This is a genomic window from Kitasatospora sp. NPDC057198 (genome assembly GCF_042670125.1).
In the GTDB taxonomy this organism is placed as follows: Bacteria; Actinomycetota; Actinomycetes; order Streptomycetales; family Streptomycetaceae; genus Kitasatospora.
On the sequence record NZ_JBHUWH010000067.1, the window covers coordinates 1 to 24,798 of the forward strand.

A 24,798-nucleotide genomic window follows, 5' to 3' on the forward strand; every position below is an offset into this window, starting at 1 on the left:
ACGCGCAGACACACATGGCGGCGATCATCACGGAACACCTCGACCGCAACGATCACCGCCAGCGATCACGCCACGCAGTTGATCAATTACCCGACACTTTCTCAGGCCCTGATCGCGGCAGGCATACCCACCGCCGCCCCCGTCGGCGACGGCCGCCCCATCACCACCGAAGGCGGCCTGGTGGTCAGCTTCACCGAGGATCTGGGCACCGAGGAACCCACCTGGGGCCAGCTCGGCGAGGCCGCCGCCCGCCTGCACCGCCTCCCGCCCCTGACCGGCCTGGGCCTCCCGCACATCGACAAGATCGACAGCGCGGCCCGCCGCATCACCCTGCTCCCGTCGAGCGTGATCTCCGAAACCGACCGCGCCCAGCTCCTCGCTCTCCTCACCCGCACCGCCGACGCCTACACCCGCATCACCTGGCCCGCGCCGCGCACCGTCCACCTCGACCTCAACCCCACCAACGCGGCCGTCCTCCCCACCGGCCGCACCGCGCTGCTCGACCTGGAAACCCTCAGCATCGGCCACCCGGCCATCGACCAGTCCGCCGCCGCGTTCGGCCGCGACGCCTTCGGCCTCGACCCCTCCATCCACGAGGACTGGGTGAACGGCTACGGCTACGACATCACCACCGCCGCCGGCGGCCTCCCGTACCGGACGATCGCCATGCTGCTCGGCATCGGCTCCTACCTCTTCTACGCGGAGTGGGGAACACGCACCAGGCCCGAGGTCCTGCCGCAGGCCGGCTACCGGCTGGACACCCTCCTGGCGGAGCGTCAGTTCCCCTGGGGCTGGACCCCTGCCAACTTCGTCAAGGCGGCGGCACCCGCCAACGCCGCAGGCTGACAGACGCTGCGGCATCCCGGGCACGGCCGGTCCCGACCGAAGCCGATCCGCTCTCGCGGTCCCACCCGTTGATGTCGCCTGGCAGCCAAGGCCGACCGGACCAGTTCGGTGGAGCTGATGGCGACACAAGCCCGGCCGCCGCCTACCGTCCTGCTCGCCGCCAAGCTGCGCGAGGAGGACACGGTGGAGCTGATTGTCACGGCCGAGGAAGTCGCCCGCCGCCTCGGCCTGCCCGTACCGCTGACCGACGATGCGCGGCAGCGCATCGAGACCGCCATCGAGGACGCGCAGGACACCCTCGTCGCGCACCTCGGCCGACCGCTCCTGCCCGTCCAGTACACCGAGAGCGGCGTCCGGGCCGACACCAGCGGATGGATCCTCAGCCACGCCCCCGTCATCACGGTCATCTCCGCCACCCCCGACCTGGAGACGTCGCCTACCGCCTCGTTCGGGCCGCCGACCTACACCGTCATCTACATCGCGGGCATCGACGCCCGAACCGACCCGGAGACCGCGCCGTTGCGCCTGTGGGTCCGCGCGACGGCCTGCCACCACCCGCTACTCGCCGACGCACCCGTCCGGCAGCGCCGCATCGCCTCCGCCTCGGTGGAGGGCCAGTCGATCACCTACGACACCGCGGCTGAGCCGCCGGTGTTGCTCGTCGCGCCCGACCTTGCGACCACAGACCGGTGGCGGCTGCGCGGCCGCCGGGTCTACCAGGCCCCGGTCAGGCCCAACCCGCCCGGCCTGACCATCCCGGGCGGGCGCTGATGAGCGTGCTGCTGGCCGACCGTCAGCTCGGCGTCCGCACCCGGGGCGCTCCCGGCCTTGATGCCCACGGCGCTGAGGTGACCGGGCTGCCCGGCCCGCTGCGGGGCCCGTGGCCTGGCCGCGCCCTGCCCCAGCCGGACGGCACCTGGCACCTGGCGCTCGACCCGCAGGCCGGCACCCTGCTGGTCGGCGACCTGGTGGTGGAGCCGGCCACCGGCAAGGAGTGGACGGTCACCGCCGCCGACGAGCTGGTGCACGCCGCCGACCCGGCACTGGCCTACGTCCGGGTGACCGCCCGGTCCCGCGAGGCCGGAGGAACCCGAGTGGAAGGACACCCCTGATGGCCCGCCTCGTGCTGCCCGCCGACCTCGCCGAACGGCTCGCCCCGCTGATGCGCCGTCACACCGAACGACTTGCCGAGGAAGTCGCAGAAGCAGCCCGCAGGCGTGCGCCCGCGGCGAAGACCTGGCACACCCAGGAGGACGGCAACGCCCGGCCCAGCCACCAGGCCGCCGACGGGCAGACCGTGCCCGCTCCGCTGCCGTTCTCCGTGGGCAATGCGACGCTCGACCGGCCCCGCGATCCGGACGGCCCGGTGGAGGAGACCGCCGGGTGCCGCTGCACCGTCACCGAGGACCCGGAAGCCGTCGCCGCCACCATCACGGCGGGCAAGGCCGCCACCTCCGGCACGCGCGTACGCGCCACCGTGACCTGCGACTACCCGCGGGCCGCCGAGGCGGAGTACGCACACGGCGACGGCAGCCACTTCATGGGCGCCGCCGCCTCCGAGGTCGCCAACCGGCACCGGTGAACCGGCCGCCCCTGCTACGGGGGCGGCCAGGCTGCTCTCCGGCGGGACGGTAGCCCTCACGCCTGCTTTCCTTCGCCCGGTCACCCCAACCGCTCGAAGGAGTCGACATGGCCGCCGCACCCGGCACCGTCCGCATCACCCTCGCCCACCACTTCGACCGGGACGGCGCGCAGCTGCTGCCCGGCGACGAGATCGACGTGCCGACCCACGAGGCCCGCAAGCTGATCACCGCCGGGTACGTCGCCGGGGTGGACCCCAACGACCCGCAGGCCGTGGCGAAGGCCCTCGCCCCGGCCGCCGAGCGCAAGCCGTCCATGGCCAAGCCGCCGGCGAACAAGTCGGCCGCGGGTCCGGCGAGTGAGTGACCTGGGCTCCCTGGACCCGGAGGAGCTGGCCGTCACCTGGCTGTCCGGCCACGCCGAGCTGACCGGGGCCCTTGGCGGCCCCGGCCGGGTCGGTGCCCGCAACACCCCGCCCTACCCGCGTATCCGCATCACCCAGGTGCCGGGCGGCTCCGCCCCCGGGTGGCGCTGGACCGCCACCTTCCACCTCCAGGTCGAAGCGCTCGGAGACCTGGACCGCTCCACGCCCCGGCCGGAGCTGCGGAAGGCGTTCACAGTGGCCGTGAAGGCGCTGCACGAGCTGGCCGGGCAGCAGGCCGTGCCGGGGCGGCCGGTGGTGACCGCGGTGAGGGCGCTGTCGGCCGGGGGGTGGCTGCCGGAGCCGACCGGCCAGGGCCGGTACCTCGTCGTCGTGGCCGTCACCGCGCACCCCGCGCCCCGGTAACCGGGCGGGTTATGCGAGTTCTGCGACAGCCCCACGCGCGCTGCCCGGGGCGACGCTACTGACTTGCCCGGCCTACGGTCCGGTCCGTCGTTGACGGCCCGCATCAAGGAGGACCGGCCGTGCCCGCAGAGAGCATGTTCGTCGCGCAGATGGCCCGTCTGTACCTGGCGGTGCCGGGTACGGTCGCGCCGGCGGACCCGGTGGTGGCGCTGCCCACCGGGTGGAAGGAGGCCGGGCTGTTCAAGCCCGGTTCGCTGGAGTGGAACACCGACCCGAAGTTCGAGAAGCTCCGCTCGCACCAGCTGCGGTACGCGGCGCGCACCATCCAGACGGAGGACGCGGCGACGGTCAAGGTGGAGCTGCAGGAGTGGAACGCCAACAACATCTGCGCGGTGTACGGCGGCGGCGAGGTCACCACGGTCACCCAGGACTCGAAGACCTTCTACCGGTACACCCCGCCGAAGGTTGGCGGACGCAAGCAGTTCGCCGCGGTGGTCGAGCTGATCGACGGCGCGAAGCACTACCGCCGGATCGTGCCGCTGTGCGAGCAGGTCGCGGCGGTGAACCAGAAGTTCCCGGATGACGCCGAGTCCACGCTGCCCCTGGAACTGGCCATCATCGGCGGCGAGTCCACCGACCCGTGGTACGACCTGACCGACGACCCCGGCTTCGCCCCGGCAGCGTGAAAACCCGCTCTGGCCAGCGCAGTTGAGGCTGTGCCCATCGGTCTGCGGTCCGCATAGTGTGGATCACGCCGGTCGGCCCCCGCCGCCCCCTTCCCCGGGGCCGACCGCGCCCACGATGCCCCGTCCGATCCCCTCCGGACGGGGCATCGCTGCGTTCGCATTGCGGCCAGTGCAGGGCTCCTTCCGCTCCCAGCACGCTTCCTGCCTGGAGGGTAGGAAAAAACGGGTATGCCTTGCAGTAGGAGTGAGTATGTCGATACTATCCGTGCATGGCGAAGCTATCGGTCTCCGTTCCGGACGCACTTCTTGAGCAGGCGCAAACGCTCCACCCTGGGGATAGCCCGAGTCAGCTCGTGCAGCGGAGCTTGACCGTTCTCACCGCCGACAGGGAAAACGAGCCTCACCGGCCAGACGGGGCTGAGATCAGCCTCGTGGTTGTCGGTGAACGGCTCCGGGCTGCGGCCCGGGAAGACTACGAAGAAGGCTACCGGGCTGGCCTCGAACTCGCTAAGCAGGCGCCTTGGGACTGGCTGGTCTGGCTCAACAGGCGTAAGTACCAACTGACTTACCTGTTGAACATCCAATGGCGTATGAAGAACCACCCGGACCTCGATGCCGAGCGGGAGATGAACAGGGCATGTCGAGGGGCCAGGTGGCCCGACGAGTGGTACCTGGCCCTCTGTGAAGCGTTCCCCGGCGAGATGAACGACGGCGGCGAAGAAGAGAGCCCCAACCGAAGCGACCAGTTCCTTTCCGGTGCGAAGCAGGCTTTCCGGGACGTCTGGGGCTATGCGACCCAAGACATCCGGCAGTGACCTGGGCACCGCCAAGTCGATTTTGGAGCTTCGCAGATGAGACTCCGCCGTCCCCCGCGTTGGCCCTAGCAAGCGCAGCGGGGGAACGGCGGTTCCAGCACCAACCTGATCAAGTCAGAAAGGTACCGATGAGCATTATCGCGCGTGGCCCCGAAGAGGACCACGACCGGCCCGCCGAGAGGGTCGTCCGAGGTCGGATCGTTCGGGCAATCCAGCAGGTGAGCACAGCCGACGGGTTGTCAGCGGTCGTCCTCGGCGCCCTCGTGTGCGGGACCGTCGGCAGCTTCACGGCCATGGAGGTCATGCTGCTGACGGCTGAGGTCTCCTTGTTCGTGATCGTCGGGGACTGGTGGAGGACCCGACGCGCCTGACCCTTGTGAATGGCACCACCTAACTCGTAGGAGGGGCCGCCAGTACGTCGGCGGCCCCTCCCGCGTTGGTGGCGGTCTCCGCCAACACCGGGCGCTCCCGCGCCTGGTGCTGGGCGCGACGCTAACCACCACCGGCTCCTACGGTCTGCGGCGTTCCGTTGCCGACAGACCGAGGAGCCGACATGGCCGGGATCGACCTGGACGCCGCGCGCCGCCGCCGGCTGGCCGCCGCTGCCGAGAAGGCCCAGGCCGCGCAGGCCGAGTACACCGTCGGCGAGGAGCCGATCATCTTCGGCGGCGTCACCGTGGCGGTGCTCCCGGCCGAGCTGCCGCTCGCGGTGTGGGAGCCGCTGATCGGCATCCCGTACCTGCCGCTGCTGCTGCGCTCGCTGGTGGAGGCCGCGCAGTCGCAGGGCGAGCAGCAGACCCAGGCCGCGAGCCTGATCGTGGACGTGCTCGGCTCCGAGCCGACCCTGCCGTCCGACTTGCTCGCCGCGGCTGCGGAGATGGGCCGCCGTCTGCTCGGTGAGGACGGCTTCGCCCGGCTGATGGAGCAGCGCCCCAGCCACACGGACGTCTTCGAGCTGGTACGCGCCCTGTCGGCGAAGTACTTCTCGGGCGGTGCCGGCCTGGGGGAACTCATGGGGCCGTCCGGCTCGCCTTCGAGCGGTGGGACGACCTCGAAGCCGACTTCCAGCGGTACTACCGGCTCGATGCCCGCGGTGTCTGGCGGCGTCCCGGTGACGCTGGATTCCTCGGCACCCGACGCCTCCTGACGCTGATGCGGGGGCTGCCCGCTGACGCGCTGCTGCGCCGTCCCGCCGCCGACGTCGGCACCGACCGGTGGGGGCTGACGGAGGAACTGCTGGCGCAGCTGGTCGAGATGGTATCGGTGTTCGCGGCCGACCGCCGTCTGCTCAAGCCGGTCGAGCTGCCGCGCCCGGCCCACCTGAAGGCCGCCGCGCGCGAGCGCGGTGGCGACGCTCAGGGCATGGCCCGCGCGGTCGGCGTGCTGCGCCGCAGCGGGAGGGCGGTCCGTCGTGGCTGACGAGATCGACTCCGGCCGCCTGGTTGTCGAGGTTGTTGCCGACTCGGCGGGTTTCGGGTCGGACGCGAAGGTCCGCGTCGATGCGGCCACCCGCAATCTGCGGGCGCGCATCCGCCTGGAGCCGGATGCTGCCGGGCTGCGCGAGCGGGTCGAGGCCGTCGCGGGCTCCGTCCGGGCCCGTATCAAGGTCGCGGTCGAGGCCGACACCTCCGGCCTGCGCCAGCGCGTCCAGACCGCGGTCCAGGCGGCGAAGGCCCGGGTGCAGGTCGCCGCCGACTTCGACGCCGACGGCCTCAGCGCCAAGATCCGGGAGGCCACCCGGGGCGTCGCGTATCTGCGGGTCCTGGCGCTGCTGGACGCCGACGGCGTCAAGGAGCGCGTCCGGGCGGTCGCCGAGTCCGCCTCCACCCGAGTCCGCCTCGGCGTCGACGTCGACGCGGCGAGCCTGCGCGCCCAGGTCCGGGACGCCCTTGTCGGCCTACGGGTCAAGGTCAAGGTCGAGCTCGACACGGCCGCCGCGACCACCCGGCTGGCCGCGTTCCGCACGGCCGCGTCCCGGCCGGTAGACGTCCCCCTCAACCCCCGCGGCTCCGCCGGGGCAGGGGAGGCCGGCGGCGGGCTGCTGCAGGCGGCGGAGGGCCTGGGATCCACGATCGCCGGGCTGGCCCGGCTGCCCGCGATGGCCTCCGGCGCTCTGGCGCTCGGACAGGCCCTCACGCAGGCCGCCGGTGGGCTGTTCGCCCTCGGCTCGGCCGCCGCGCCCGCGGTCGGGCTGATCGGGGCGCTGCCCGGCGCGATGAGCGCCGCCGCCCAGGGCGCGGGCACGATCCTGGCCGCGTTCTCCGGGATCGGCGCCGCCGTCAAGGCCCTCGGCAAGGCGGACACCGACTCGGCCGGGGCGTCGTCGGCCGCCGCGCAGGCCCGGCAGGCCGCCGCCGACCGGGTAGCCGACGCCCAGCGCCGCCTGGCCGCCGCGCAGCGCGACAGCGACGAGCAGGCGCTGCGCGGGGCCGAGCAGGTCGCCCAAGCCTGCCAGCGGCTCGCCGACGTCGAGCAGCAGGCCGCCGCGTCGGTCGCTGCAGCCGACCGGCAGCTCGCGTCAGCCGAACTCGGGGTCGCCCGCGCGCACCAGGCCGCCGCCCAGGCGCAGCAGGCGCTCAACGACGCCCGGCAGGACGCCCAGCGCACCCTGGAGGACCTGAACCGGGACGTGGCCCGCGGGCCGCTGGAGGAGCAGAAGGCGCTGCTGGCGCTGGAGCAGGCCCGCTCCCGGCTCAACCAGGTCAACATCTCGCCGTACTCCTCGGAGACGGACCGGCGGGAAGCCCAGATCTCCTACCAGGAGGCGGTCAACCAGCTCGAGGACGTCCGAGTCCGCAACGCCCGGCTCGCCGAGGACGTCAAGAAGGCCAACGAGCAGGGCGTCGAGGGCAGCGACCAGGTCGTCTCCGCGAAGGAGCAACTGGCCCGCGCCCAGGAGTCCGAGCAGGACGCGGTGCGCGGCGTCCAGGACGCCGAGGAGCAGGCCGCCCGTGCCCGCGTCCAGGCGGTGCGCGACGTCCGGGACGCGCACACCGAGCTGGACCGCACGGTCCGCGAAGCCGGCCTCCAGCAGAAACGTTCCGCCGAGCAAGTAGCAGACGCGCAGCGGGACGTCGCCCGGGCGCTGCGGGACCAGAACCAGGCGCTGGCTTCCACCAGCAGCGCCGCCAGCGTCGCCGAGAAGGCCCTCAACGCGCTGTCCCCGGCCGGGCAGCGCTTCGCCCGGTTCATCTCCGGCACGGTGCAGCCCGCGCTGCGCGGGCTGCGGGACACCGCCCAGGAGGCGCTGCTGCCTCCGCTGGAGAAGGGGATCAACCGGGGCCTGTCCCTGCTGCCGATCTTCGATTCGGCGATCCGGCAGACCGGGCAGGTCCTCGGCGAGGCCGCGCTGCGGGGCGCCGAGATGGCGACCTCGGGCCCGTGGCGCGCGGACCTGGCGACGATCGGCCAGACGAACGCCCGGGTCGTCGGCTCGGTCGCCAACGCCGGGCTGAGCGCGGCCGACGCGCTGCGCAACGTCACGGTGGCGGCCGGGCCGCTGCTGGAGCGGCTGGCCGGCGGCGCCGAGCGGGGCATGGCGCTGGCCGCCGCGTTCATCCAGGCGCGGCGCGACGGCGGGCAGCTCGGCGCGTTCTTCCAGCGGGCGGGCGACACCGGCGCGCAGCTGTGGGGTGTCCTGCGGGACATCGGCCTCGGCCTGTACAACGTCGGGCGGGCCGCCGCCCCGGCCGGGCAGCAGCTCCTCAACTCGCTCTCCGGCGCGGCCAGCGCCTTCCGGCAGCTGACCGGCGAGAGCGAGAACCAGTCCAAGCTCGCCGGGTACTTCGCCAACACCGTCCCGGTCCTCCAGGAGATCGGTCGGCTGGCGGCCGCGGTCGGCCTCGCCTGGTTCAACTTCACCAACAACCCGGCGCTCGCCCCGCTGCTCGCCCGGCTGCGGACCGAGTTCCTGCCCGTCGTCGTCCAGCTCGCCGGGGCGCTGGGCAACGGCCAACTGTGGGGGCAGCTCCTCGGGCTGCTGACCTCGATCGCCGGGATCGCCTCCCAGCTCGGCGGCCTGGGCAACACCCTGTCCGGGTTCCTGCTGGTCATCCAGGCCGTCGCCTCGACCGTGCAGCTGCTGCTGTCGATCCCCGGCATGGGCGAGTTCGTCTCCGCGCTGCTGATGGTCGCCGGTGTGGCCGGCGGGATCATGGCCGTCTCGAACGCGATCTCGGCGCTGCGCGTGGCGATGCTCGCCCTGTCGGCCAACCCGGTGATGTTGATCATCGCGGCGATCGCCGCGCTGGTCGTCGCGTTCGTGACGGCCTACCAGAAGTCGGAGTGGTTCCGCTCCGTCGTCAACGCCGCGATCGGCGGGCTGGTCGACGGAGCGAAGTTCGCCCTCAACGGCCTGGTCGACTTCATCAAGTGGCTGTGGCCGATCCTGACTTCGGTCTTCGGCGCGCCGATCAAGTTCTGGGTCAACATCGTCTACGACGGCGGCATCCGCCGACTGTGGAACGCCCTCGCCGACAACTTCGGCCTGAGCAAGCTGCCCAGCTTCACCGTCAACTTCGCCCGAGGCGGCGTCGTGCCCGGCTACGCCCCGGGCCGCGACACCGTCCCCGCGATGCTCTCCCCCGGGGAAGGCATCCTCATCCCGCAGGCCGTGCGGCAGCTCGGCGGCGAAGGCGGCATCACCGCCCTCAACGACGCCGCCCGCGCCGGACGCCTGTCCCAGGCCGGTGCGCCCGTGGAGGGCTTCGGCCTCGGCGGCCTGGTCGACGCCGGCCTCGACAAGCTGCGCGGCTGGGCCACCAGCGCCCTCGGCAAGGCCCTCGCCCCCGTGCGGTCGATGTTCAACTGGATGCCCGACACCCGGTGGGCCGCCATGATGCGCGGCATGGTCAACCGGGCCGTCGACGGGGTGCTGGCCTTCGTCCGCGGCTACTCCACCGGCGGCGTCGTGCCCGGCTACGCCCCCGGCCAGGACAGCGCCCTGGCGCGCCTGTCGCCCGGCGAAGGCGTGCTGACCCCGCAAGCCGTGCGCGGCCTCGGCGGCAGTCCGGCCGTCGCCGCCCTCAACGCCGCCCGCGGGCAACTCGCCGACGCCGGAGCGGGCCAGCGCATCGGCACCGTCATCTCGCCCGGCGCGATCGTGCAGTACATCACCAACCCGCTGCCCGAGACCCCGGGGGAGACCGTCAACAACCGGCTGCGGGCCCTCGCCTCGTTCGGCCTGTTCGACAAGGAGAGCGCCTGATGGCCTTCGAACGCTGGCTGGTGGACGGCTACGACCTCACCGACGGCCTGGTCCGCGACGTCGAGTACCGGGCCGGGCTGACCGCCACCCCCGCGGTCGTCGGCGCGAACGCCACCGTGCCGGGCCGCATCGGCGAGCTGTGGCGGCCCAAGCACCACGGCCCCGGCAAGTTCACCCTCGCCCTGTGGCTGGCGCCCGCCGGCGGACGCTGGCAGGACGTCGAAGCCGCCTGGGAGGACCTGCTGCGCGCCGTCGCCCGCCCGCACCGGCTGCTGACCTTCGAGCGGCACACCGCGGCCGGGCAGGTCCGCCGCTGCCAGGGCGAAGTGCTCTCCGCGCTCACCCCCACCCCGCTCGGCCAGGACGGCATGCGCATCAGCCTGGAGGTCAACGTTCCGGCGGGCTACTGGGAGTCCGCCGACACAGCGTTCGAGGCCACCGCGCCCGGCGCACCGCTCCCGCAGGACCTCGACCTGGAGCCGTTCGCGGACGCCACCGCCCCGATGGAGAAACTCGCCTACCGCATCACCGGGCCGATCACCGCCCCTACCGTCACCGACACCACCGACGGGCCCGGCGGCGACTCCTTCACCTACACCGGGCAGATCACCGCCGGGCAGGCCCTGACCGTGGACGCCGCCACCTGGCAGCTGACCGGCAGCGGCGGTCTCGTCCCCGACCCCGGCCGCCTGACCAACACCGGCCCCGCCTTCCTGCGCCTGGCCCCCGGCCTGCCCGGCACCGCCCCGAGCGTCCGCCTGACCGGCACCAACCCGGGCCTCACCACCCAGCTCTCCGTCACCGGCCGCCGCGCCTACCTGACCTGACCCGGGAGAAGACACCGTGGCCGTCCACCTGCGAGCCCTGAGCCCGAGCGGCACCCTGCTCGGGCTCCTGCCATACCCCGCCGACGTGAAGACCCAGGAGGAGCACAACGGCCCCGGCGCGCTGAGCTTCACCTACCCGCGCAACGCGATCGGCGCGGCCCTGCTGTCCGGCGACGACCCCCGCCTCTGCCTCGTCGTCGACGGCGTGGAGCAGCCTGAGCGGTACCTACTGGAGGACGACGGCGACGACCCCGCCGACGACGCCGGCGAAGCCCGCCCGATCCAGGTCGGCTGCCGCGGTGCGCTCGCCCTGCTGGAGCGCGCCATCATCTACCCCGTCGGCCACAGCGCCGGTCAGCCCGTCACCGGCCTCGACGCGCACTTCCCGTTCGTCAACGCCACCCCCGGCGCGATCATCGCCACGCTGCTGCAGCGCGCCCAGGAACGCGGGGCCCTCCCGGAGATCGAGTGGGACTTCACCAGCAGCGTGGACAGCGCCGGGCAGCCCTGGCCCACCACCTACACCGTGCAGTACGACGCCGGCGGCGACCTGCTCAAGACCGTGCAGTCGATCACGGACGCCGGGTGGGCGGACGTCCGGATGGACGGCTACAGGCTGCGCGCCTACGTGCCCGACACCGCGTGCGCCGTCGACCACCCGGACGTGGTGCTGTACCTGGGCCGGGACGTCCTCAAGGGGCCCCGGCAGCGCTCCCGCCGCCAGGTGCGCTCCTACCTGCTGGCCGCGGGCGACGGCGGCAACCTCGCCGAGGTCGTCAACCCGACCGCGGCCGCCCGGTACGGCCGCCGGGAGGCGTTCGACGGGCGCGGCGGCATCACCGACGCTGAGACCCTCGCCGAACTGGCCCGGGTCACCCTGGGCGGCATGGCCGCCGCCGCCGAGGGCTTCACCGTCGAACTCGACCCCCGAGCCGGAGGCGGCCGGGACCGCCTTCCCCCGGCCGGGCACTACCTGCGCTACGACCAGCGGCGCCTGAGCCCCACCGAGCTGGAGCCGCTGCGGGTGCGCACCATCGCCACCACGTACGACACCTCCGGCCAGCCCAGCACCAGCCTGGAACTCAACGACCTGTTCGTGGAGCAGCGCATCCGGGTGCAGCGGCAGCTCGACGCCCTCACCAACGGCTCCGCCACCGCCTCCCGCACCCCGCTGCCGCCGCTCGGCGACCGCAACGACACCGTCGCCCCCGATCGGCCCGCCGCGGTGCTGCTCGGCTCCTGGGCCTACCTGGACGCGGACGGCCAGCAGCACGCCGCACTCGCCGTCTCCTGGCCGGAGGTGACCCGTAACGCGGACGGCACCGCGTACGACGACGCCGGCGCGTACCTCGTCTCCTACCTGCTGCCCGGCCTGCCTCTGGGCGGTGAGGATCCGCAGTGGTCCCCGGAGCAGACCGTGCACGGCACGATCGCCCACTACGACCAGCTCCCGGCCGGGCAGCGCCTCCAGGCCCGGGTGCGCACCGTGGACGCCTCCGGCAACTCCTCCGACTGGCGGCTGTCCGAGGAGATGGTCCTCGCCAGCGACACCACGCCGCCGCCGGTGCCGTCGGCGCCGACCGTCGCCCGGCTCATCGGCGGCATCCGCGCCTCCTGGAACGGGCTGGACGCGCAGGGCGAGCCGATGCCCGCCGACTTCGCCCACGTCGAAGTCCACATCTCCACCGCGGCCGGGTTCACCCCGAACCCTGGGACGGTCACCGACCGGCTGGTCGGCGCAGCCGCCGCGCCGATCACCGGCCTCGCGTACGGCACCACCTACTACCTGAAGTTCGTCGCCGTCGACCGGGCGGGCAACGCCTCCGCACCGTCCGCCGAGGACTCGGCCGTCCCGGACATGGTGATCGGCTCCGACCTGGCAGACAAGATCCTCACCGCCGGGAAGTGGGCCGACGTCGAACGCGCCAGCCTGCAGACCTCCTTCTTCACCGGCTTCGCCACCGACGACGCCCGCTGGGCGAAGACCGCGGGCGACAGCGACGCCGCCTGGGTGACCGCCGCGCGCCCGGACGCCCCCACCGGCGGCCGGGCCCTCGTCGCCACCCGCACGGTGCGCCTGGAGTGGGCGGAGAACCTGCTGCTCGACCCCGCCGTGCTGTACCGCATGTCGGTGAGGGCCCGGCAGACCGCCGGCACCCCGAGCACCGTCACGGTCGGCCTGGTCGGCATCGCCGCCGACGGCACCACCCGCGTCGGCCAGCCCTTCCCCGTCAGCGCGAACGCCACCCAGCTCGCCGTCGGGTCGGGCTGGGTGACCCTCACCGGGTTCCTCAAGGGCTACGGGCCCGCCGCCGGGCCGTTCTGGACCACCCAGCCCGACCCGCAGCAGCCCACCACCCTGCACCCGGACGTGCGGTACGTCCGGCCCTTGCTGCTGCTGAACACCGGCGGCGGCACGACGGCCGTCACCGAAGTCGACATGCTCACCCTGGAGTCGCTGGAGTTCCCGCCGAACATCATCGGCTCGGTGCAGATCGCCGACGCCACGATCGTCGGCGCGAAGATCGCCCTGGCGACGATCCAGGACGCCCACATCGGCACCGTCTCCGCCAGCAAGCTCACCGTCGGCCAGCTCAAGGCGGACGTCACGCTCTCCGCCCGCATCAAGACCGCCGACAGCGGCGCGCGGGTCGAGCTCAACTCCGGCGGCGTCGAGGCGTGGAACACCGCCGGGGTGAAGACCGTCGCCGTCTCCGCCGCGACCGGCGACGTCAAGCTCGTCGGCAGCCTCGCCAGCGGCACCACCGGCCAGCGCATCGAGATCAATCCGGTCGTCGGCCTGCCGGAGATCCGCTTCTTCCCCAGCAGCGGCAACAACTACGCCTTCATCAACGCCGTCGGCGGGAGCAACGGCGCCGCCTACATCGGCCTCAACTCCGGCACCTTCACCGCCAACGGGCAGACCGCCGCGTACCGGCTCTACATGACCGACTCCGCGACCGCGCTGGAGACGATCCGCACCGACACCCAGGAGACCTGGGGCGGCACCGTCCGGATGACCGCGGCCGACGGCGCGGCGCTCGCCTACATCACGCAGAACACGCTCCACGGCTACGTCACCGCCCAGACCTGGGGCGCGAACCTCGGCCGACGCAACGACGACGGCGGCACCAGCGAACTGTGGCTCGACAACCCGGCCATCCAGTACAGGGGCACCTTCCCCAACTACTGGTACGCCGACCCCGACTACGGCTGGTTCACCGGCACCGTCCAGAAGACCAACTGGGCGTCCCTGGCTCTCGGATACGGCCCGACGATGGTCTCCGACATGGTGCCGATCGTCACCTTCCGGGACAGCGGCGCGGTGCGCGCCTGGCAGGTCACCGCGTCCAGCACCACAGGCTTCACCACCGCCCTCGCCTCCACCAGCGCCGGCGGCTCCGTCGGCTTCTGGTGCTACCGCATCTGACAGGACACCCATGCCCGAGCAGTACCGCATCATCGACGTCGCCCGGACCGTCGAGGGAGACATGGAGTGCTGGGAGATTCGGCAGGAACGCCCGGACGGCCAGCACCACCTGACCATCTTCCCGACGTCCTCGCTGGAGTGGCGGGCCGCCGAGTACGACATCGACCACCGCACCCCGGACGGCCTCGACCAGATCCTCGACATGCTGCTCCACGAGCCGTTCCTGTCCGACCTCTTGAGCGCCCCGGCCAGCACGGCGGCGAAGGGACTGGCCGCCCCGGACCCGGCTCCCGTCGCCCTGCACAACGCGCCCGACCGGGCGACCGCCCGCGCCGCGCACCTGGAGCGCATCGCCCACGCCAAGCAGACCCTCGTCACCGTCACCGCCGCCCCCGCGCCGACCGGGAAAACCGGGGCCGCCGCGGCGCGCGCAGCCACCGACCCCCTCGAGGTGATCCGGGCCAACCACGGCATCACCCCCGAAGGTGTCGCGGAGAAGACCGAGTTCGTGGAGCAGGTCCGCCGACGCTTCGCCCGGCAGCAGCCCGCCGCACCGTACCGCCCGGCCGCGAACCGCCACCCGCAGACGCTCGCCGAGCCGGTGTGGGACGCTGCGCTGCCCGAGCGGGACCAGGCCCGCGCCCGCGACAGCGACCAGGAGCCGGCATGAGCGACGCCCCCACCCCCGAGCAGCTGGACCGCCTTCTCGGGACCGCCGATCGCCGCCGCCTCACCCCCGCCGAAGCAGCGCTGCTGCGCGCCGGCGTGCAGCAGCTGCGGGCCGCCGCCCGCCCCTGCGAGTGCCCTCGGCCCGCCGACCACCAGCAGACGAAGTGAACGGAAGTGCCGCCATGACGCCGCCCGCCGAGCAGGTCACCGTGGAAGCCCAGCAGTTCATCGACCAGCTGCGCACGCAGCTGGTCGAAGCGTGGGGCCAGACGCAGGCCCAACTCGCCCTCGCCCGCACGGAGAACGCCGCCCGTGCCTCCCAGGAGGCGGAGAAGGACAGCCAACTCGCCGCCCTCAAGCAGGCCCTGGCCGACAAGGACCGCGAGATCGCCGCACTGAAGGCCACCGCCGCTTCGCTGCAGGGCGGCTCGACGCGACCGTAACCCCCGGCCGCCCCTACCGTCCCCCGCTGTGGAACAGGCACCGGATGACCAGCAGCAACCTGCCGCTGGCCGCCGACACCGACGGAGGGCCAGATGGCGCGAGATCACGGGATGGAAGTCGATCCGGGACCTGGCCCTGTTCCTGCTCGGGGCGGTGCTGATCGTCCGGGAGGCATGGACGCCGCCCGCCGACCCGAGCGTGATCATCACCGGGCTGACCCTCGCGGGACTGCCCGCCGCGCTGTCAAGGGACGAACGGCCGCCCCGCGAGTAGCCCAGCGGACCCGGCTGCTGTCCCGCTACCCCGTCACCGCCGGCTACCTGGCCGCCGCCGGCATCGCGCTGGCCGCGACCTGGCCGCTCTGATCCGACCCCAGCCCCGTCCATCACCAGCACCGGGAGACGACCGTGAACATCCTCAACGACACCGAGGCGTGGGGCCTGCTGCTCGGCGCCCTCACCCCCTGGGCGACCGCCCTGATCCAGCAGCCGTCCTGGAGCAAGCCGCTGCGCGCCGTCATCGGCACCGTGGTGGCCGCGATCGTCGGCACCGTCACCGTCCTCGCCCGCGGCGACATCGCCCACGCGCAGACCGCGCTCACCACCATCGCCCTGACCGTCGTCGCCTCGAAGACGTTCTACGACGGGCTGTGGCAGCACACCGGGGCGGGCGCGGTGGAGCAGGCGACCTCCGCCGAGCGGCGCCCGATCCGGTAACCGGCCCTGTGTCGGAGGCCGGCTCTACCCTAGAGTGATGATGTGGCCGCCGGGCCGACCGGCCGTGTGCTCCGGCAACCAACCCTTCGGGGCTGTCTCCTATCAAGGGGAGCGCGCGGATTCGGGCGGCTTCGCAACCCGCGGGCCCGGCGTGCCACACTTCCAATCTCCATGAACCGCAGCCGAGTTGGCCACGTGGTGGGTGTTCCCACGTAGGCCCGGCGAACGGGAGGGTAGGGGTAGGCAGCCACACCGGGGCCTGCGAACCCCGGTGCCGCCCTTGGAGACAGGAAGGCACTTTGTGGTGACAACTCCCGTGCAGGAAAAGCAAGTTGAACAAGAATCGGTCACTCCTCTGACGGACAACCGCGAGGAGATGGCGATCCGGACGGCCGACCAGGTCCTGGAGATCACCGGCGACCAGCGGTTCTGGACGAAGGCGCAGCGAGCGGCCCTGGGTGCGATCGGCCTCGCCGACGCGCCGATGCCCGACCTCGTCGCGTTCTTCCACATCTGCAAGTCCACCGGCCTGGACCCGTTCCGCCGCGAGATCTACTACATCAAGCGCAAGCGCAAGGTGTTCGGGCAGGACGAGCTGTACTACACCGCCCAGACCGGCATCGACGGGTTCCGGCACACCGGGCAGCGCACCGGCCGGTTCATCCGCCGCGTCGGCCCGTTCTGGACCGGCCCCGAGGACGACCCGGCGCGGTGGACCGTTGGAGAAGACGGCATCAACCGTCGCCGCTGGGTGGACGTCTGGCTCCACACCGAACCCCCCGCCGCCGCGATGTGCCGCATCGAGCACCGCAGCATGGCCGGAGACGTGACGGTCACCCAGGCCGTCGCCGTCTTCTCCGAGTTCGCCGTCGGCAAGGACGAGTGGAAGCGGGACCCCACCACCGGCGAGGGGCACCGGACCGGCAACCGCGTCCTCACCGGGCAGTGGCCGGTCATGCCCGCCCACATGATCGGCAAGGTCGCCGAGGCCCTGGCGTGGCGCAGCGCCTTCCCCCGGGAGCTCGTCGGGATCTACGAGCACGCCGAGATGGAGCAGGCCGACGCCGCGCAGCGCGAGACGGACCGGGAGGAAGCGGCGGCCCGCCGCCGGGACGCCCGCGACCTGGCGCAGAGCGGCGCGGTGATCCCCGGCACCGTCGTCAGCGCCACAGCCACCCCGCCCGCTGCCGACGACGACGAGGCCGGTAGCGGCAGCGCCCCGAAGCCGTCCGCGCCGCGCACAGCGGACAACCTGCGCAGCGAGCTGCGGGCCTACGCCGCCGCGATGGGCAGCACCGTCACGAAGATGACCGCGCGGTGGCGCAAGGCGACGGGCGTCGGGGTCAACGCGGCGATGGCCGACCAGCTCGAAGAACTGCTCACCGAGTGGCGGTCCTACGTCATCGTCGAGCTGAGGGAGCGCCACCCGCAGGCGGCCGAGCACATCGAGGCCGGCGGACTGCTGATCGACCTCGACCCCGACACGAAGGTCTGGAGCAAAGCGGCCACCCCGCAGGACTGACCGCCCCGCCCGCCCCTCACCCTTCCCGCAGGGCCCGCGCCGCCCGCGCGGCCCTGCGGCCTGCCCAGACACGGACTTCCCTGATGCAGCAGCCCCTCATCGAGCGCGCCCGCGCGCTCGCCTCCACCCGGGCCGTCGGACCCAGCCCCCTGCCGTGCCGCTGCGGCGCGCCCCGCCACGTGCACCGAGGTGCTCAACGCTCCGGCGGCCACCCGGCCACCAACTGCGCCCGCTATCGGCGCGACCCCGCCGACGTCCTCCTCGAACGCGCCCAGTCGGCCGCCGACAACCGGCTCGGCCAGGACCTCGCGCAGTCCGACCGGCCCCGGCGGCGGCGGCCCCGCCGACCGAAGAAGCCCGGCGAGTGGTCGATCGGCGCGTCCGACACCGGATCGTGCCGCCGCGCGATCTGGTACCGGGAGAACCCGCCCCCCGGGTACGTCCCGGCCCCCGCCGACCGGCGCGCGGCCCTCGCCGGAACCCTCATCCACGACTCCGTCTCGCGCCGCCGGCGTGCCCTGTACCCGTGGCGGCTGTACGAGCAGTCCGTCACCCTGCCGGGCCTCGACCGGCCGAGCAGGTACGACGAGTACGACCCGGTGACCGGCGTGCTGTACGACTACAAGACCGCCGGGGACTGGAAGTGGGCGGTGGTGGGGGAGAGCGGCCCGCCGGAAACCGAGTGGGACCAGGGCCAGCTGTACGCGCTGGCGCTCCATCTCGCGGGCCAGCTCGTGGTGGAGGTGCGGATCGTCTACTTCGAGCGCAAGAGCGGCGCGGACGAGGAGTTCACCCGGCCCTTTGACGAGCAGGCCGCCCGGCGGGCGCTCGGCCGCCTGACCGCGATCGCCACCGCTCTCGACCTCGGCGCGCCCCTGCCCCGGGACCGGTCCGGGCCGAGCACCGACGTGATCTGCCGCCGCTACTGCCCGGCCCGCATCGACTGCTGGAGCATGAACCAGGCCGAGGCCGCCGGGCGCTCCCCGGAGTCGTACACCCTCGTCACCGACGACAACGACATCGAGTGGGCTCTCGGCGAGTACGACCGCACCCGCGCGGAGAAGTCCAAGGCGGAGAAGGCGCAGAACGTCGCCAAGGCCCTGCTGGACGGGATACCGCCGGGGGAGTACGGCGAGTTCGAGTACGTGCACACCGGCGGCAGGCTCAAGGACCCCGAGCCCGACCCCGCCGCGCGCCTGCGGCAGCTGGAAGGGCTCTGGGACCTCCCGGAGGAGCAGCGGCCTGCGCTGGCCGAGCTGGACTACCCGACGAAGAGGACACGCACCACCAGCCGGATGGAAGTCCGCCGGATCCGGGCCGCCGCCCGCGCAGCCCGAGCGACCCGCGGGCGCAGGTAAGGCCGCCAACTCCGGTGCGCATCGTTTCCGCCGGTCCCGTGCCCCGTCAAGGGCCACGGGGCCGGTCCCCGCCCGGCCAACGAACAGGGCGCTGTCGCCTCGCGCCCCTAACGTCCCCACGTCGAAAGCCAGTTGAGAGGAACAACCGTGAGCACCCCGAACGCGCCCGGCACCGACCTGTCGCCCTCGCCCTGGTTCAACGCGAACCGCACCGGGGAACCGACGGTACCGGCTACCCCGGCCGAGGCCCCGACGCCGATCTACGCCCGGATGGTCACCGAGTTCGGCGACCCGTTCAGCGCCCTCGGACCGACCCGCGCCCGCTACGCCCGGCACACCGCCGAGCCGCCCGCCACGGCCTGAACCCCCACAGCAGCGGGGGAAGTTGTCGACGCGACCTAACCCGGTGAAGCCGCCTAGGTTCCCCGCTCATGGCCGCCCCCCGATACATCGAGTACCAGCCGCTGGACCAGATCCGGCCCGCCGCCCGCAACCCGAAAGGGCACGACGACGGCGGGCTGGACCGCTCCGTCGACCAGTTCGACTTCACCGAGCCCGGCCTGCTGGACGAACGCACCGGCCGCCTGGTGGCCGGCCACGGCCGATACGAGACCCTGGAGCGCCGCCGCGCCGCGGGCAAGGCCGCCCCGGACGGCGTGGTCGTCACCGAGGACGGGACGTGGACCGTCCCCGTGGTGCGGGGGTGGGCGTCCCGGGACGACGCCCACGCGGAGGCGTACCTCGTCGCGTCCAACCAGCTGACCACCGCGGGCGGCTGGGACGGCGAAGGGCTCGCGGCGCTGCTGTCCGAGCTGGAGCAAGCCGACCCGGCGCTGGCCGCCGCCACCGGCTTCGACCAGCAGCAGCTCGACGCGCTGCTCGCCGACCTCGACACCGCCAGCAGGGAGCCTGCCGAGCCGGAGACCGAGGAAGCGGGCCCGACCAACCGCGGCGACCTCCTCGCGCTGGCCGGCGTCACCGTCGGCGAACCCGAGCACCAGGTCGAGACCGGCCAGGTCTGGGAGCTGGGCGACCACCGCCTCGTCATCGCCGAGGTCTTCGACGGCTGGCCGCAGTGGGCGCCGCTGCTGACCGACGGCAGCCTCTTCCTGCCCTACCCGACGCCCCTCGCGCCGTTCGCCGACCGAGCCCTCAAGCACCGCCTGGTGATGGTGCAGCCCGAGCGGTACCTCGCCGGGCACCTCCTGGACAAGTGGGCCCGCATCAGCGGCCAGAGCCCCGTCCTCGCGGGCAGCCGGTGACGGCCGTCATGCCGACCGCGGGCGGCACCTTCAACCCGGACGAGCACCCGATCTACTTCACCGCGGGCGGAGGCGAGTTCAACGCGGGCCCGTACGTACTGATGGCCGCCAACGAGCTGATGGCCGCTGGCGAGGAACAGCGACTGCGGGACCTGCTCGACGCCGGCTGCCGGGTGCTCCTGGACTCCGGGATCTTCTGGCTCACCAACCGGCACTGTCGCGCCCACGGCATCACGATGGACGAGGCCCTGGGCCTGGCCCCCGAGGAAGTCGACGGCTTCGCCGAACTCCGAGAGCGCTACATCTACCTCGCCCGCACCTACGGCGACTGGCTGTGGGGCTACATCGAACTCGACCAGGGCGGCCGGGACAACAAGCGCGCCCAGCGCGCGGCCCTGCACGACCTCGGCCTGTCCCCGATCCCCGTCTACCACCCGCTGGTGGACGGCTGGGACTACTTCGACGAGCTCGCGGCCACCTACGACCGGATCTGCGTCGGCAACATCGTCCAGGCGTCCGCCCCGGTGCGGCTGCGCCTGCTCCACACGATCTGGGAGCGGCGCCGAAGTTATCCACACCTGTGGATACACGCGCTCGGCCTGACCGCGAACGAGTGGTGCCTGCCGCTCGCCCCGGACTCCTGCGACTCCTCCTCCTGGCTGGCCCCGCTGCGCTGGAACCACCAGCGCATCGAGACCGCGATGCTGCGCCGCGTCGGCGACCTGCCCGCGGGCTTCCGCTACACCCGGGACGACAGCGCCTCCTACCAGGCCGCCGCCCGGCTGTGCGCCGACGCCGCCACCGCCCTCGGCCGGTGCTGGCAGCACGCCGCCCACCGCGCCGAGGAACTGGCCGGCGGCCCGGCCGGGGCCCGCGCCGAGGCGGAAGGGGCGTTGCGGTGAGCCCGGCCCGGCGCGGCACCGCGCGGAAGAAGACCGGCGGCGGAGCGTTCGATGCGGCCGACCGGCACCTGTACTTCGCCGCGGGCGACTCCGAGCACTACCCACACCACGTGCTGCTGGCCACCAACGACCTGCTGACCGCCGGCCACGAGCGCAAGCTGACCGCGCTGCTGGACGCCGGGCACCGCGTGCTGCTCGATTCCGGGATCTTCTGGCTGACGAACCAGTACAAGCGCGACCACCCCGGCATCTCCATGGACGAGGCCCTGCGCCTGCCACCGGAGCGGATCGACGGCTTCGACGCCCTGTACGCCCGGTACGTCGAGCTGGTGCAGCGCCACGGCGACCGGCTGTGGGGCTACATCGAACTCGACCAGGGCGGCCGGGACAACAAGATCCGCACCCGCGCCCGGCTGGAAGCCGAAGGGCTCGCGCCGATCCCGGTCTACCACCCGCTGGTGGACGGCTGGGACTACTTCGATGAGCTGGCCCAGCAGTACGACCGCATCTGCTTCGGCAACGTCGTCCAGGCCCCGGCCCCCGTCCGGCTGCGCCTGCTGCACACCCTGTGGGAGCGCCACCGCCGCTACCCCGACCTGTGGGTGCACGTGCTCGGGCTGACCGTCAACGAGTGGTGCCTGGCCGTCCCCCCGGACTCCTGCGACTCCTCGACCTGGCTCGGGCCGCTGCGCTGGCCGGACGTGCGGATCGACTCCGCGCTGCTGCGCAAGGTCGGCGTCGTCGACCGCGGCTTCGCCTACGACCTCGACCAGCCCGCCCACCCGGAACGCGGCCGCACCGCCTGCTGCCTGATGTGCGCGCAGACCGTCGAGGCGACCACCACCGTGTGGCGGCTCGCCCGCACCACCCGCGACGGCCTGCTCGGGCAGCCCACCTACCCCCCTGTCACCGAATCGGAGAACCCGCTCCCGTGAAATCAGCTACCGAGGTCTGGGCGGAAGTCCGCCTGCCCGGGTTCCACCACTGGCCGGCCGCGCCCGACCACCGCTCCTACCTGCGGGCCCGGCACCGCCACCTGTTCCACATCAGGGTGAGCGTCCACGTCGTCCACGACGACCGCGACACCGAGTTCCACGACCTGGCCGACGAGATCCGCGGCTGGTGGGGTACCGGCGACCGCGAGTGCGGACCGGCGTCCTGCGAGACCCTGGCGTGGACCCTCGCGGACTACCTGCTGGCGAAGGGCCTGCGGGTCAGCAAGGTCGGCGTGTCCGAGGACGGCGAAGCCGGTGCGGTCGTCACCCTGCTGCAGGAGGGCGAGCGGCCGTGACCCACACCGTGACCGTCCGGCACAACTTCGAGACCGCCCACCGCCTGCCGCACCTGTCGGGCAAGTGCGAGAACCTGCACGGCCACTCCTGGTGGGCCGAGATCACCGTCTCCGCGCCGGTGCTCGCCGCCGGCACCGTCGTGGAGTTCGGCGCATTCAAGCGGGCCCTGCGCGAGTGGATCGACACCTTCCTCGACCACGGCGCGATGCTCGGCGCCAACGACCCGCTCGCCCCGGTCCTCGCCGGGCAGGGCAGCAAGCTGTTCCGGTTCGGCGCCGACGACCCGACCGAGCAGGAGCAGCACGCCGCGGGCCTCCAGTGGCCGAGCGTGGAGGCCGTCGCCGAACTGCTCTCCCGCGTCGCCAACGAGGCCCTGCACGCCCTGCCGCGCGCCGCAGGCGCGTACGTCTCCCACGTCCGCGTCGCCGAGACGGCCGTCAACGCCGCCTCCTGGGCGGTGACCGCGTGAGCGCCCTCGTTGCCCCCGCCAGCCTGCCCGTCGCCGAGGTCTTCGGCCCGACCATCCAGGGCGAAGGCCCCAGCGCCGGCCAGAACGCCCTGTTCCTCCGCCTCGGAGCCTGCAACCTCTCCTGCACCTGGTGCGACACCCCGTACACCTGGGACGGCAAGCGGTTCGACCTGCGCCAGGAGATCCGCCGCGTGCCGGTGGTCGACCTCGCGGAGACCACCGCCAAGCACCCGCACGCCCTGATCGTCATCACCGGGGGCGAGCCGCTGCTGCACCAGAGCACCGACGCCTGGCGCTCGCTGATGGCCGTCCTGCGGTACACCACCCGCCGCGTCGAGATCGAGACCAACGGCACCCTCGCGCCGAAGCCGGTCTCCCTCGGCGTGCCGCGCCTGGTCTTCAACGTCAGCCCGAAGCTGGCCAACAGCGGCATGCCGGAGGACCGGCGGATCAAGCCCGAGGCCCTGGAGGCGTTCGCCGACCTCGCCGCCAAGGACCGCGCCCGGTTCAAGTTCGTCGCCGCGAACAGCGACGACCTCGAGGAGATCGCCACCCTGACCGACCGCTTCCGCATCCCGCCGCACGCGACCTGGGTGATGCCCGAGGGCGTCACCCCCGAGCAGACCATCGCCGCCGGCCGCGCGCTGGCCGAGGACGTCATCCGGCGGAACTGGCACCTGACCCTGCGACAGCACGTCCTGCTGTGGCCTGGAGAACGCGAACGATGACCAGCACCGACAGCACCATCGACCTCGCCCGCGCGGCCGAGCACGCCGCCGGCCTGTTCGCCGCGCTCGGCATCCCCTGCGACACCGAGTCCACCGCCGCCACCCCCGCCCGGGTCGCCAAGGCGCTCGCCGAGCTGACCGCCGGCCAGCACCTCGACCCGACCCGGCACCTGGCCGTCACCTTCCCGCCCGAGGGACAGCGGGCTGGCCTGATCGCCGCGGTCGACGTGCCGTTCACCGCGCTCTGCGAGCACCACGGGCTGCCGTTCACCGGCCGGGCCGCCGTCGCCTACCTGCCGGTGCCCGGTGCCCGGTGCGCGGATCGTCGGCCTGTCGAAGCTGGCACGGCTCGTGCAGGAGTTCGCCGCCCGCCCGCAGGTGCAAGAACGCCTCGGCGAGCAGGTCGTGGAAGCGCTCGGGGCCCACCTCGACGTCCAGGGCGCGGCCTGCCTGATCCGCTCCGTCCACGCCTGCATGACCCTGCGCGGGGCCCGCGCCCACGGTGCCGCGATGGTCACCACCCACCTGACCGGTACCCTCCACGCCGACCCGGCACGCCGCGTGGAAGTCCTCGCCCTCATGCCGTCATCTGCCTGACAGAGCAAGGGAGTTGTTCCCAAGCTGGCCTGTCCGGCGGGAGGATAGGAGCGCCAGGCCGGGGCTGCGAACCCCGGCCCCTGACGAAGGAGACACCGATGCTCACCAGGGTTCCCCGGGACTTGCCCGCCGACGCGATCACGATCGGCGACCTCAAGGCGCAACTGCACATGGCACTGGACGACATGCTGGTCGTCGCCCAGCGCCCCAACCCTGAGGAGGGCACGTTCGCCCTCGGCTGGGCCGTGAAGGCCCACGTGCTCAGCGAGTCCGGCCACCGCGTGCCGGTCATCGGCCTGCCGCAGGTCAACCCGGAGGACCCCCAGGTCATGACGGTCTCGCTGATGACCCGGGTGATCGCCGACCTGCCCGACCACGCGCTGCCCGTGACGATCTGGGAGAGCGGCGACGGCCCTCCCCAGGCCGCCATCGGTGAGTCGAAGTTCGGCAACCTGGTGAACGAGGACTCCGGGTTCAGCGTCAAGGTGGTCGTGCTCCCCGGCGTGCTCGGCGGCATGACCGGCGACGCCTACGACGACCTGGTCTACAGCCTCGGCTGGGAGTAGCCCCACCCAGCGCCAACGGCCCGGGGCGGGGCACCGTCAGAATCTGACGGCGCCCCCGCCCCGGGGTGTTAGACCACCTCGGAACGTTCCTAGGT

30 protein-coding genes and 1 pseudogene are annotated in these 24,798 nt (G+C 72.9%); all 31 read left to right on the forward strand.

Annotation, left to right across the window (positions count from 1 at the left end; all coding sequences use genetic code 11):
- Window positions 1–78: 78 nt before the first annotated feature.
- The 31 genes and pseudogenes from ACFUEL_RS11150 to ACFUEL_RS11300 all read left to right on the forward strand — a co-directional run bounded on the left by ACFUEL_RS11150 (window position 79) and on the right by ACFUEL_RS11300 (window position 24,703).
- On the forward strand, window positions 79–846 hold the full coding sequence (locus tag ACFUEL_RS11150; protein WP_380235817.1) for a phosphotransferase: 768 nt from the start codon (window positions 79–81) through the stop codon (window positions 844–846).
- Window positions 847–963: 117 nt separating this feature from the next.
- Complete coding sequence (locus tag ACFUEL_RS11155) at window positions 964–1,617, forward strand: hypothetical protein (protein ID WP_380235818.1); 654 nt, start codon at window positions 964–966, stop codon at window positions 1,615–1,617.
- A complete protein-coding gene (locus ACFUEL_RS11160; RefSeq protein ID WP_380235819.1) occupies window positions 1,617–1,958 on the forward strand; it encodes a hypothetical protein in 342 nt (113 codons plus the stop codon). The genes ACFUEL_RS11155 and ACFUEL_RS11160 overlap by 1 nt, the downstream gene beginning before the upstream one ends.
- Window positions 1,958–2,428 (forward strand): hypothetical protein, encoded by a 471-nt coding sequence (locus tag ACFUEL_RS11165; protein WP_380235821.1) that lies wholly within the window; start codon window positions 1,958–1,960, stop codon window positions 2,426–2,428. Before ACFUEL_RS11160 ends, ACFUEL_RS11165 begins: the two co-directional genes overlap by 1 nt.
- A gap of 107 nt (window positions 2,429–2,535) precedes the next feature.
- A complete protein-coding gene (locus ACFUEL_RS11170; RefSeq protein ID WP_380235822.1) occupies window positions 2,536–2,793 on the forward strand; it encodes a hypothetical protein in 258 nt (85 codons plus the stop codon).
- Entirely contained in the window at window positions 2,786–3,214 is a 429-nt protein-coding gene (locus ACFUEL_RS11175) for a hypothetical protein (RefSeq protein ID WP_100837003.1), read from the forward strand. Before ACFUEL_RS11170 ends, ACFUEL_RS11175 begins: the two co-directional genes overlap by 8 nt.
- Before the next feature lie 119 nt (window positions 3,215–3,333).
- Complete coding sequence (locus ACFUEL_RS11180) at window positions 3,334–3,900, forward strand: hypothetical protein (RefSeq protein ID WP_380235823.1); 567 nt, start codon at window positions 3,334–3,336, stop codon at window positions 3,898–3,900.
- Window positions 3,901–4,169: 269 nt separating this feature from the next.
- Window positions 4,170–4,715: a hypothetical protein gene (locus tag ACFUEL_RS11185; RefSeq protein WP_380235824.1), complete on the forward strand. Its 546-nt coding sequence runs from the start codon at window positions 4,170–4,172 to the stop codon at window positions 4,713–4,715.
- A 128-nt stretch (window positions 4,716–4,843) separates the two neighbouring features.
- Complete coding sequence (locus ACFUEL_RS11190; RefSeq protein ID WP_380235825.1) at window positions 4,844–5,086, forward strand: hypothetical protein; 243 nt, start codon at window positions 4,844–4,846, stop codon at window positions 5,084–5,086.
- Window positions 5,087–5,268: 182 nt separating this feature from the next.
- On the forward strand, window positions 5,269–5,862 hold the full coding sequence (locus tag ACFUEL_RS11195) for a hypothetical protein (RefSeq protein ID WP_380235826.1): 594 nt from the start codon (window positions 5,269–5,271) through the stop codon (window positions 5,860–5,862).
- Between the two features lie 5 nt (window positions 5,863–5,867).
- Window positions 5,868–6,134, forward strand: a complete 267-nt coding sequence (locus ACFUEL_RS11200; RefSeq protein ID WP_380235827.1) for a hypothetical protein — start codon at window positions 5,868–5,870, stop codon at window positions 6,132–6,134.
- Complete coding sequence (locus ACFUEL_RS11205; protein ID WP_380235828.1) at window positions 6,127–9,921, forward strand: hypothetical protein; 3,795 nt, start codon at window positions 6,127–6,129, stop codon at window positions 9,919–9,921. Before ACFUEL_RS11200 ends, ACFUEL_RS11205 begins: the two co-directional genes overlap by 8 nt.
- Window positions 9,921–10,748: a hypothetical protein gene (locus ACFUEL_RS11210; RefSeq protein WP_380235829.1), complete on the forward strand. Its 828-nt coding sequence runs from the start codon at window positions 9,921–9,923 to the stop codon at window positions 10,746–10,748. Before ACFUEL_RS11205 ends, ACFUEL_RS11210 begins: the two co-directional genes overlap by 1 nt.
- A gap of 16 nt (window positions 10,749–10,764) precedes the next feature.
- Window positions 10,765–14,178, forward strand: a complete 3,414-nt coding sequence (locus tag ACFUEL_RS11215) for a hypothetical protein (RefSeq protein WP_380235830.1) — start codon at window positions 10,765–10,767, stop codon at window positions 14,176–14,178.
- Window positions 14,179–14,188: 10 nt separating this feature from the next.
- The gene (locus ACFUEL_RS11220) at window positions 14,189–14,848 is read left to right on the forward strand and encodes a hypothetical protein (protein ID WP_380235831.1); all 660 of its coding nucleotides are present in this window, start codon (window positions 14,189–14,191) and stop codon (window positions 14,846–14,848) included.
- Window positions 14,845–15,015, forward strand: a complete 171-nt coding sequence (locus tag ACFUEL_RS11225; protein ID WP_380235832.1) for a hypothetical protein — start codon at window positions 14,845–14,847, stop codon at window positions 15,013–15,015. The genes ACFUEL_RS11220 and ACFUEL_RS11225 overlap by 4 nt, the downstream gene beginning before the upstream one ends.
- Before the next feature lie 14 nt (window positions 15,016–15,029).
- On the forward strand, window positions 15,030–15,290 hold the full coding sequence (locus ACFUEL_RS11230) for a hypothetical protein (RefSeq protein ID WP_380235833.1): 261 nt from the start codon (window positions 15,030–15,032) through the stop codon (window positions 15,288–15,290).
- Window positions 15,291–15,318: 28 nt separating this feature from the next.
- Window positions 15,319–15,564, forward strand: a complete 246-nt coding sequence (locus tag ACFUEL_RS11235; protein WP_380235834.1) for a hypothetical protein — start codon at window positions 15,319–15,321, stop codon at window positions 15,562–15,564.
- Window positions 15,565–15,698: 134 nt separating this feature from the next.
- Window positions 15,699–16,007, forward strand: coding sequence for a hypothetical protein (locus ACFUEL_RS11240; RefSeq protein ID WP_380235835.1), 309 nt, complete (start codon window positions 15,699–15,701; stop codon window positions 16,005–16,007).
- Window positions 16,008–16,383: 376 nt separating this feature from the next.
- Window positions 16,384–17,529, forward strand: a complete 1,146-nt coding sequence (locus ACFUEL_RS11245) for a recombinase RecT (protein ID WP_380235836.1) — start codon at window positions 16,384–16,386, stop codon at window positions 17,527–17,529.
- Window positions 17,530–17,612: 83 nt separating this feature from the next.
- A complete protein-coding gene (locus ACFUEL_RS11250; protein ID WP_380235837.1) occupies window positions 17,613–18,887 on the forward strand; it encodes a hypothetical protein in 1,275 nt (424 codons plus the stop codon).
- A 147-nt stretch (window positions 18,888–19,034) separates the two neighbouring features.
- Window positions 19,035–19,250 (forward strand): hypothetical protein, encoded by a 216-nt coding sequence (locus tag ACFUEL_RS11255; RefSeq protein ID WP_380235839.1) that lies wholly within the window; start codon window positions 19,035–19,037, stop codon window positions 19,248–19,250.
- A gap of 68 nt (window positions 19,251–19,318) precedes the next feature.
- A complete protein-coding gene (locus ACFUEL_RS11260) occupies window positions 19,319–20,149 on the forward strand; it encodes a hypothetical protein (protein ID WP_380235840.1) in 831 nt (276 codons plus the stop codon).
- Window positions 20,150–20,157: 8 nt separating this feature from the next.
- On the forward strand, window positions 20,158–21,051 hold the full coding sequence (locus ACFUEL_RS11265) for a hypothetical protein (protein WP_380235841.1): 894 nt from the start codon (window positions 20,158–20,160) through the stop codon (window positions 21,049–21,051).
- Complete coding sequence (locus ACFUEL_RS11270; protein ID WP_380235842.1) at window positions 21,048–21,986, forward strand: hypothetical protein; 939 nt, start codon at window positions 21,048–21,050, stop codon at window positions 21,984–21,986. Before ACFUEL_RS11265 ends, ACFUEL_RS11270 begins: the two co-directional genes overlap by 4 nt.
- The gene (locus tag ACFUEL_RS11275; RefSeq protein WP_380235843.1) at window positions 21,983–22,342 is read left to right on the forward strand and encodes a hypothetical protein; all 360 of its coding nucleotides are present in this window, start codon (window positions 21,983–21,985) and stop codon (window positions 22,340–22,342) included. Before ACFUEL_RS11270 ends, ACFUEL_RS11275 begins: the two co-directional genes overlap by 4 nt.
- Window positions 22,339–22,812, forward strand: coding sequence for a 6-pyruvoyl tetrahydropterin synthase family protein (locus ACFUEL_RS11280; RefSeq protein WP_380235844.1), 474 nt, complete (start codon window positions 22,339–22,341; stop codon window positions 22,810–22,812). The genes ACFUEL_RS11275 and ACFUEL_RS11280 overlap by 4 nt, the downstream gene beginning before the upstream one ends.
- Entirely contained in the window at window positions 22,809–23,540 is a 732-nt protein-coding gene (locus ACFUEL_RS11285) for a 7-carboxy-7-deazaguanine synthase QueE (RefSeq protein ID WP_380235845.1), read from the forward strand. The genes ACFUEL_RS11280 and ACFUEL_RS11285 overlap by 4 nt, the downstream gene beginning before the upstream one ends.
- Window positions 23,537–23,773, forward strand: a pseudogene (locus ACFUEL_RS11290) (hypothetical protein); the annotation flags it as partial. The gene ACFUEL_RS11285 and the pseudogene ACFUEL_RS11290, both read left to right, overlap by 4 nt.
- Window positions 23,774–23,846: 73 nt before the next feature.
- Window positions 23,847–24,137, forward strand: a complete 291-nt coding sequence (locus ACFUEL_RS11295) for a GTP cyclohydrolase I (RefSeq protein WP_380235846.1) — start codon at window positions 23,847–23,849, stop codon at window positions 24,135–24,137.
- A 98-nt stretch (window positions 24,138–24,235) separates the two neighbouring features.
- Window positions 24,236–24,703, forward strand: coding sequence for a hypothetical protein (locus ACFUEL_RS11300; protein ID WP_380235847.1), 468 nt, complete (start codon window positions 24,236–24,238; stop codon window positions 24,701–24,703).
- Window positions 24,704–24,798 lie beyond the last annotated feature (95 nt).

Excerpts from the sequence above, each read along its gene's own strand:
- ACFUEL_RS11155 (WP_380235818.1), top strand. The coding sequence starts at position 964 with ATGGCGACACAAGCCCGGCCGCCGCCTACCGTCCTGCTCGCCGCCAAG.
- ACFUEL_RS11160 (WP_380235819.1), top strand. The coding sequence starts at position 1,617 with ATGAGCGTGCTGCTGGCCGACCGTCAGCTCGGCGTCCGCACCCGGGGC.
- ACFUEL_RS11165 (WP_380235821.1), top strand. The coding sequence starts at position 1,958 with ATGGCCCGCCTCGTGCTGCCCGCCGACCTCGCCGAACGGCTCGCCCCG.
- ACFUEL_RS11170 (WP_380235822.1), top strand. The coding sequence starts at position 2,536 with ATGGCCGCCGCACCCGGCACCGTCCGCATCACCCTCGCCCACCACTTC.
- ACFUEL_RS11185 (WP_380235824.1), top strand. The coding sequence starts at position 4,170 with ATGGCGAAGCTATCGGTCTCCGTTCCGGACGCACTTCTTGAGCAGGCG.
- ACFUEL_RS11190 (WP_380235825.1), top strand. The coding sequence starts at position 4,844 with ATGAGCATTATCGCGCGTGGCCCCGAAGAGGACCACGACCGGCCCGCC.
- ACFUEL_RS11195 (WP_380235826.1), top strand. The coding sequence starts at position 5,269 with ATGGCCGGGATCGACCTGGACGCCGCGCGCCGCCGCCGGCTGGCCGCC.
- ACFUEL_RS11200 (WP_380235827.1), top strand. The coding sequence starts at position 5,868 with ATGCGGGGGCTGCCCGCTGACGCGCTGCTGCGCCGTCCCGCCGCCGAC.
- ACFUEL_RS11210 (WP_380235829.1), top strand. The coding sequence starts at position 9,921 with ATGGCCTTCGAACGCTGGCTGGTGGACGGCTACGACCTCACCGACGGC.
- ACFUEL_RS11220 (WP_380235831.1), top strand. The coding sequence starts at position 14,189 with ATGCCCGAGCAGTACCGCATCATCGACGTCGCCCGGACCGTCGAGGGA.
- ACFUEL_RS11225 (WP_380235832.1), top strand. The coding sequence starts at position 14,845 with ATGAGCGACGCCCCCACCCCCGAGCAGCTGGACCGCCTTCTCGGGACC.
- ACFUEL_RS11230 (WP_380235833.1), top strand. The coding sequence starts at position 15,030 with ATGACGCCGCCCGCCGAGCAGGTCACCGTGGAAGCCCAGCAGTTCATC.
- ACFUEL_RS11245 (WP_380235836.1), top strand. The coding sequence starts at position 16,384 with ATGGCGATCCGGACGGCCGACCAGGTCCTGGAGATCACCGGCGACCAG.
- ACFUEL_RS11250 (WP_380235837.1), top strand. The coding sequence starts at position 17,613 with ATGCAGCAGCCCCTCATCGAGCGCGCCCGCGCGCTCGCCTCCACCCGG.
- ACFUEL_RS11260 (WP_380235840.1), top strand. The coding sequence starts at position 19,319 with ATGGCCGCCCCCCGATACATCGAGTACCAGCCGCTGGACCAGATCCGG.
- ACFUEL_RS11265 (WP_380235841.1), top strand. The coding sequence starts at position 20,158 with ATGCCGACCGCGGGCGGCACCTTCAACCCGGACGAGCACCCGATCTAC.
- ACFUEL_RS11300 (WP_380235847.1), top strand. The coding sequence starts at position 24,236 with ATGCTCACCAGGGTTCCCCGGGACTTGCCCGCCGACGCGATCACGATC.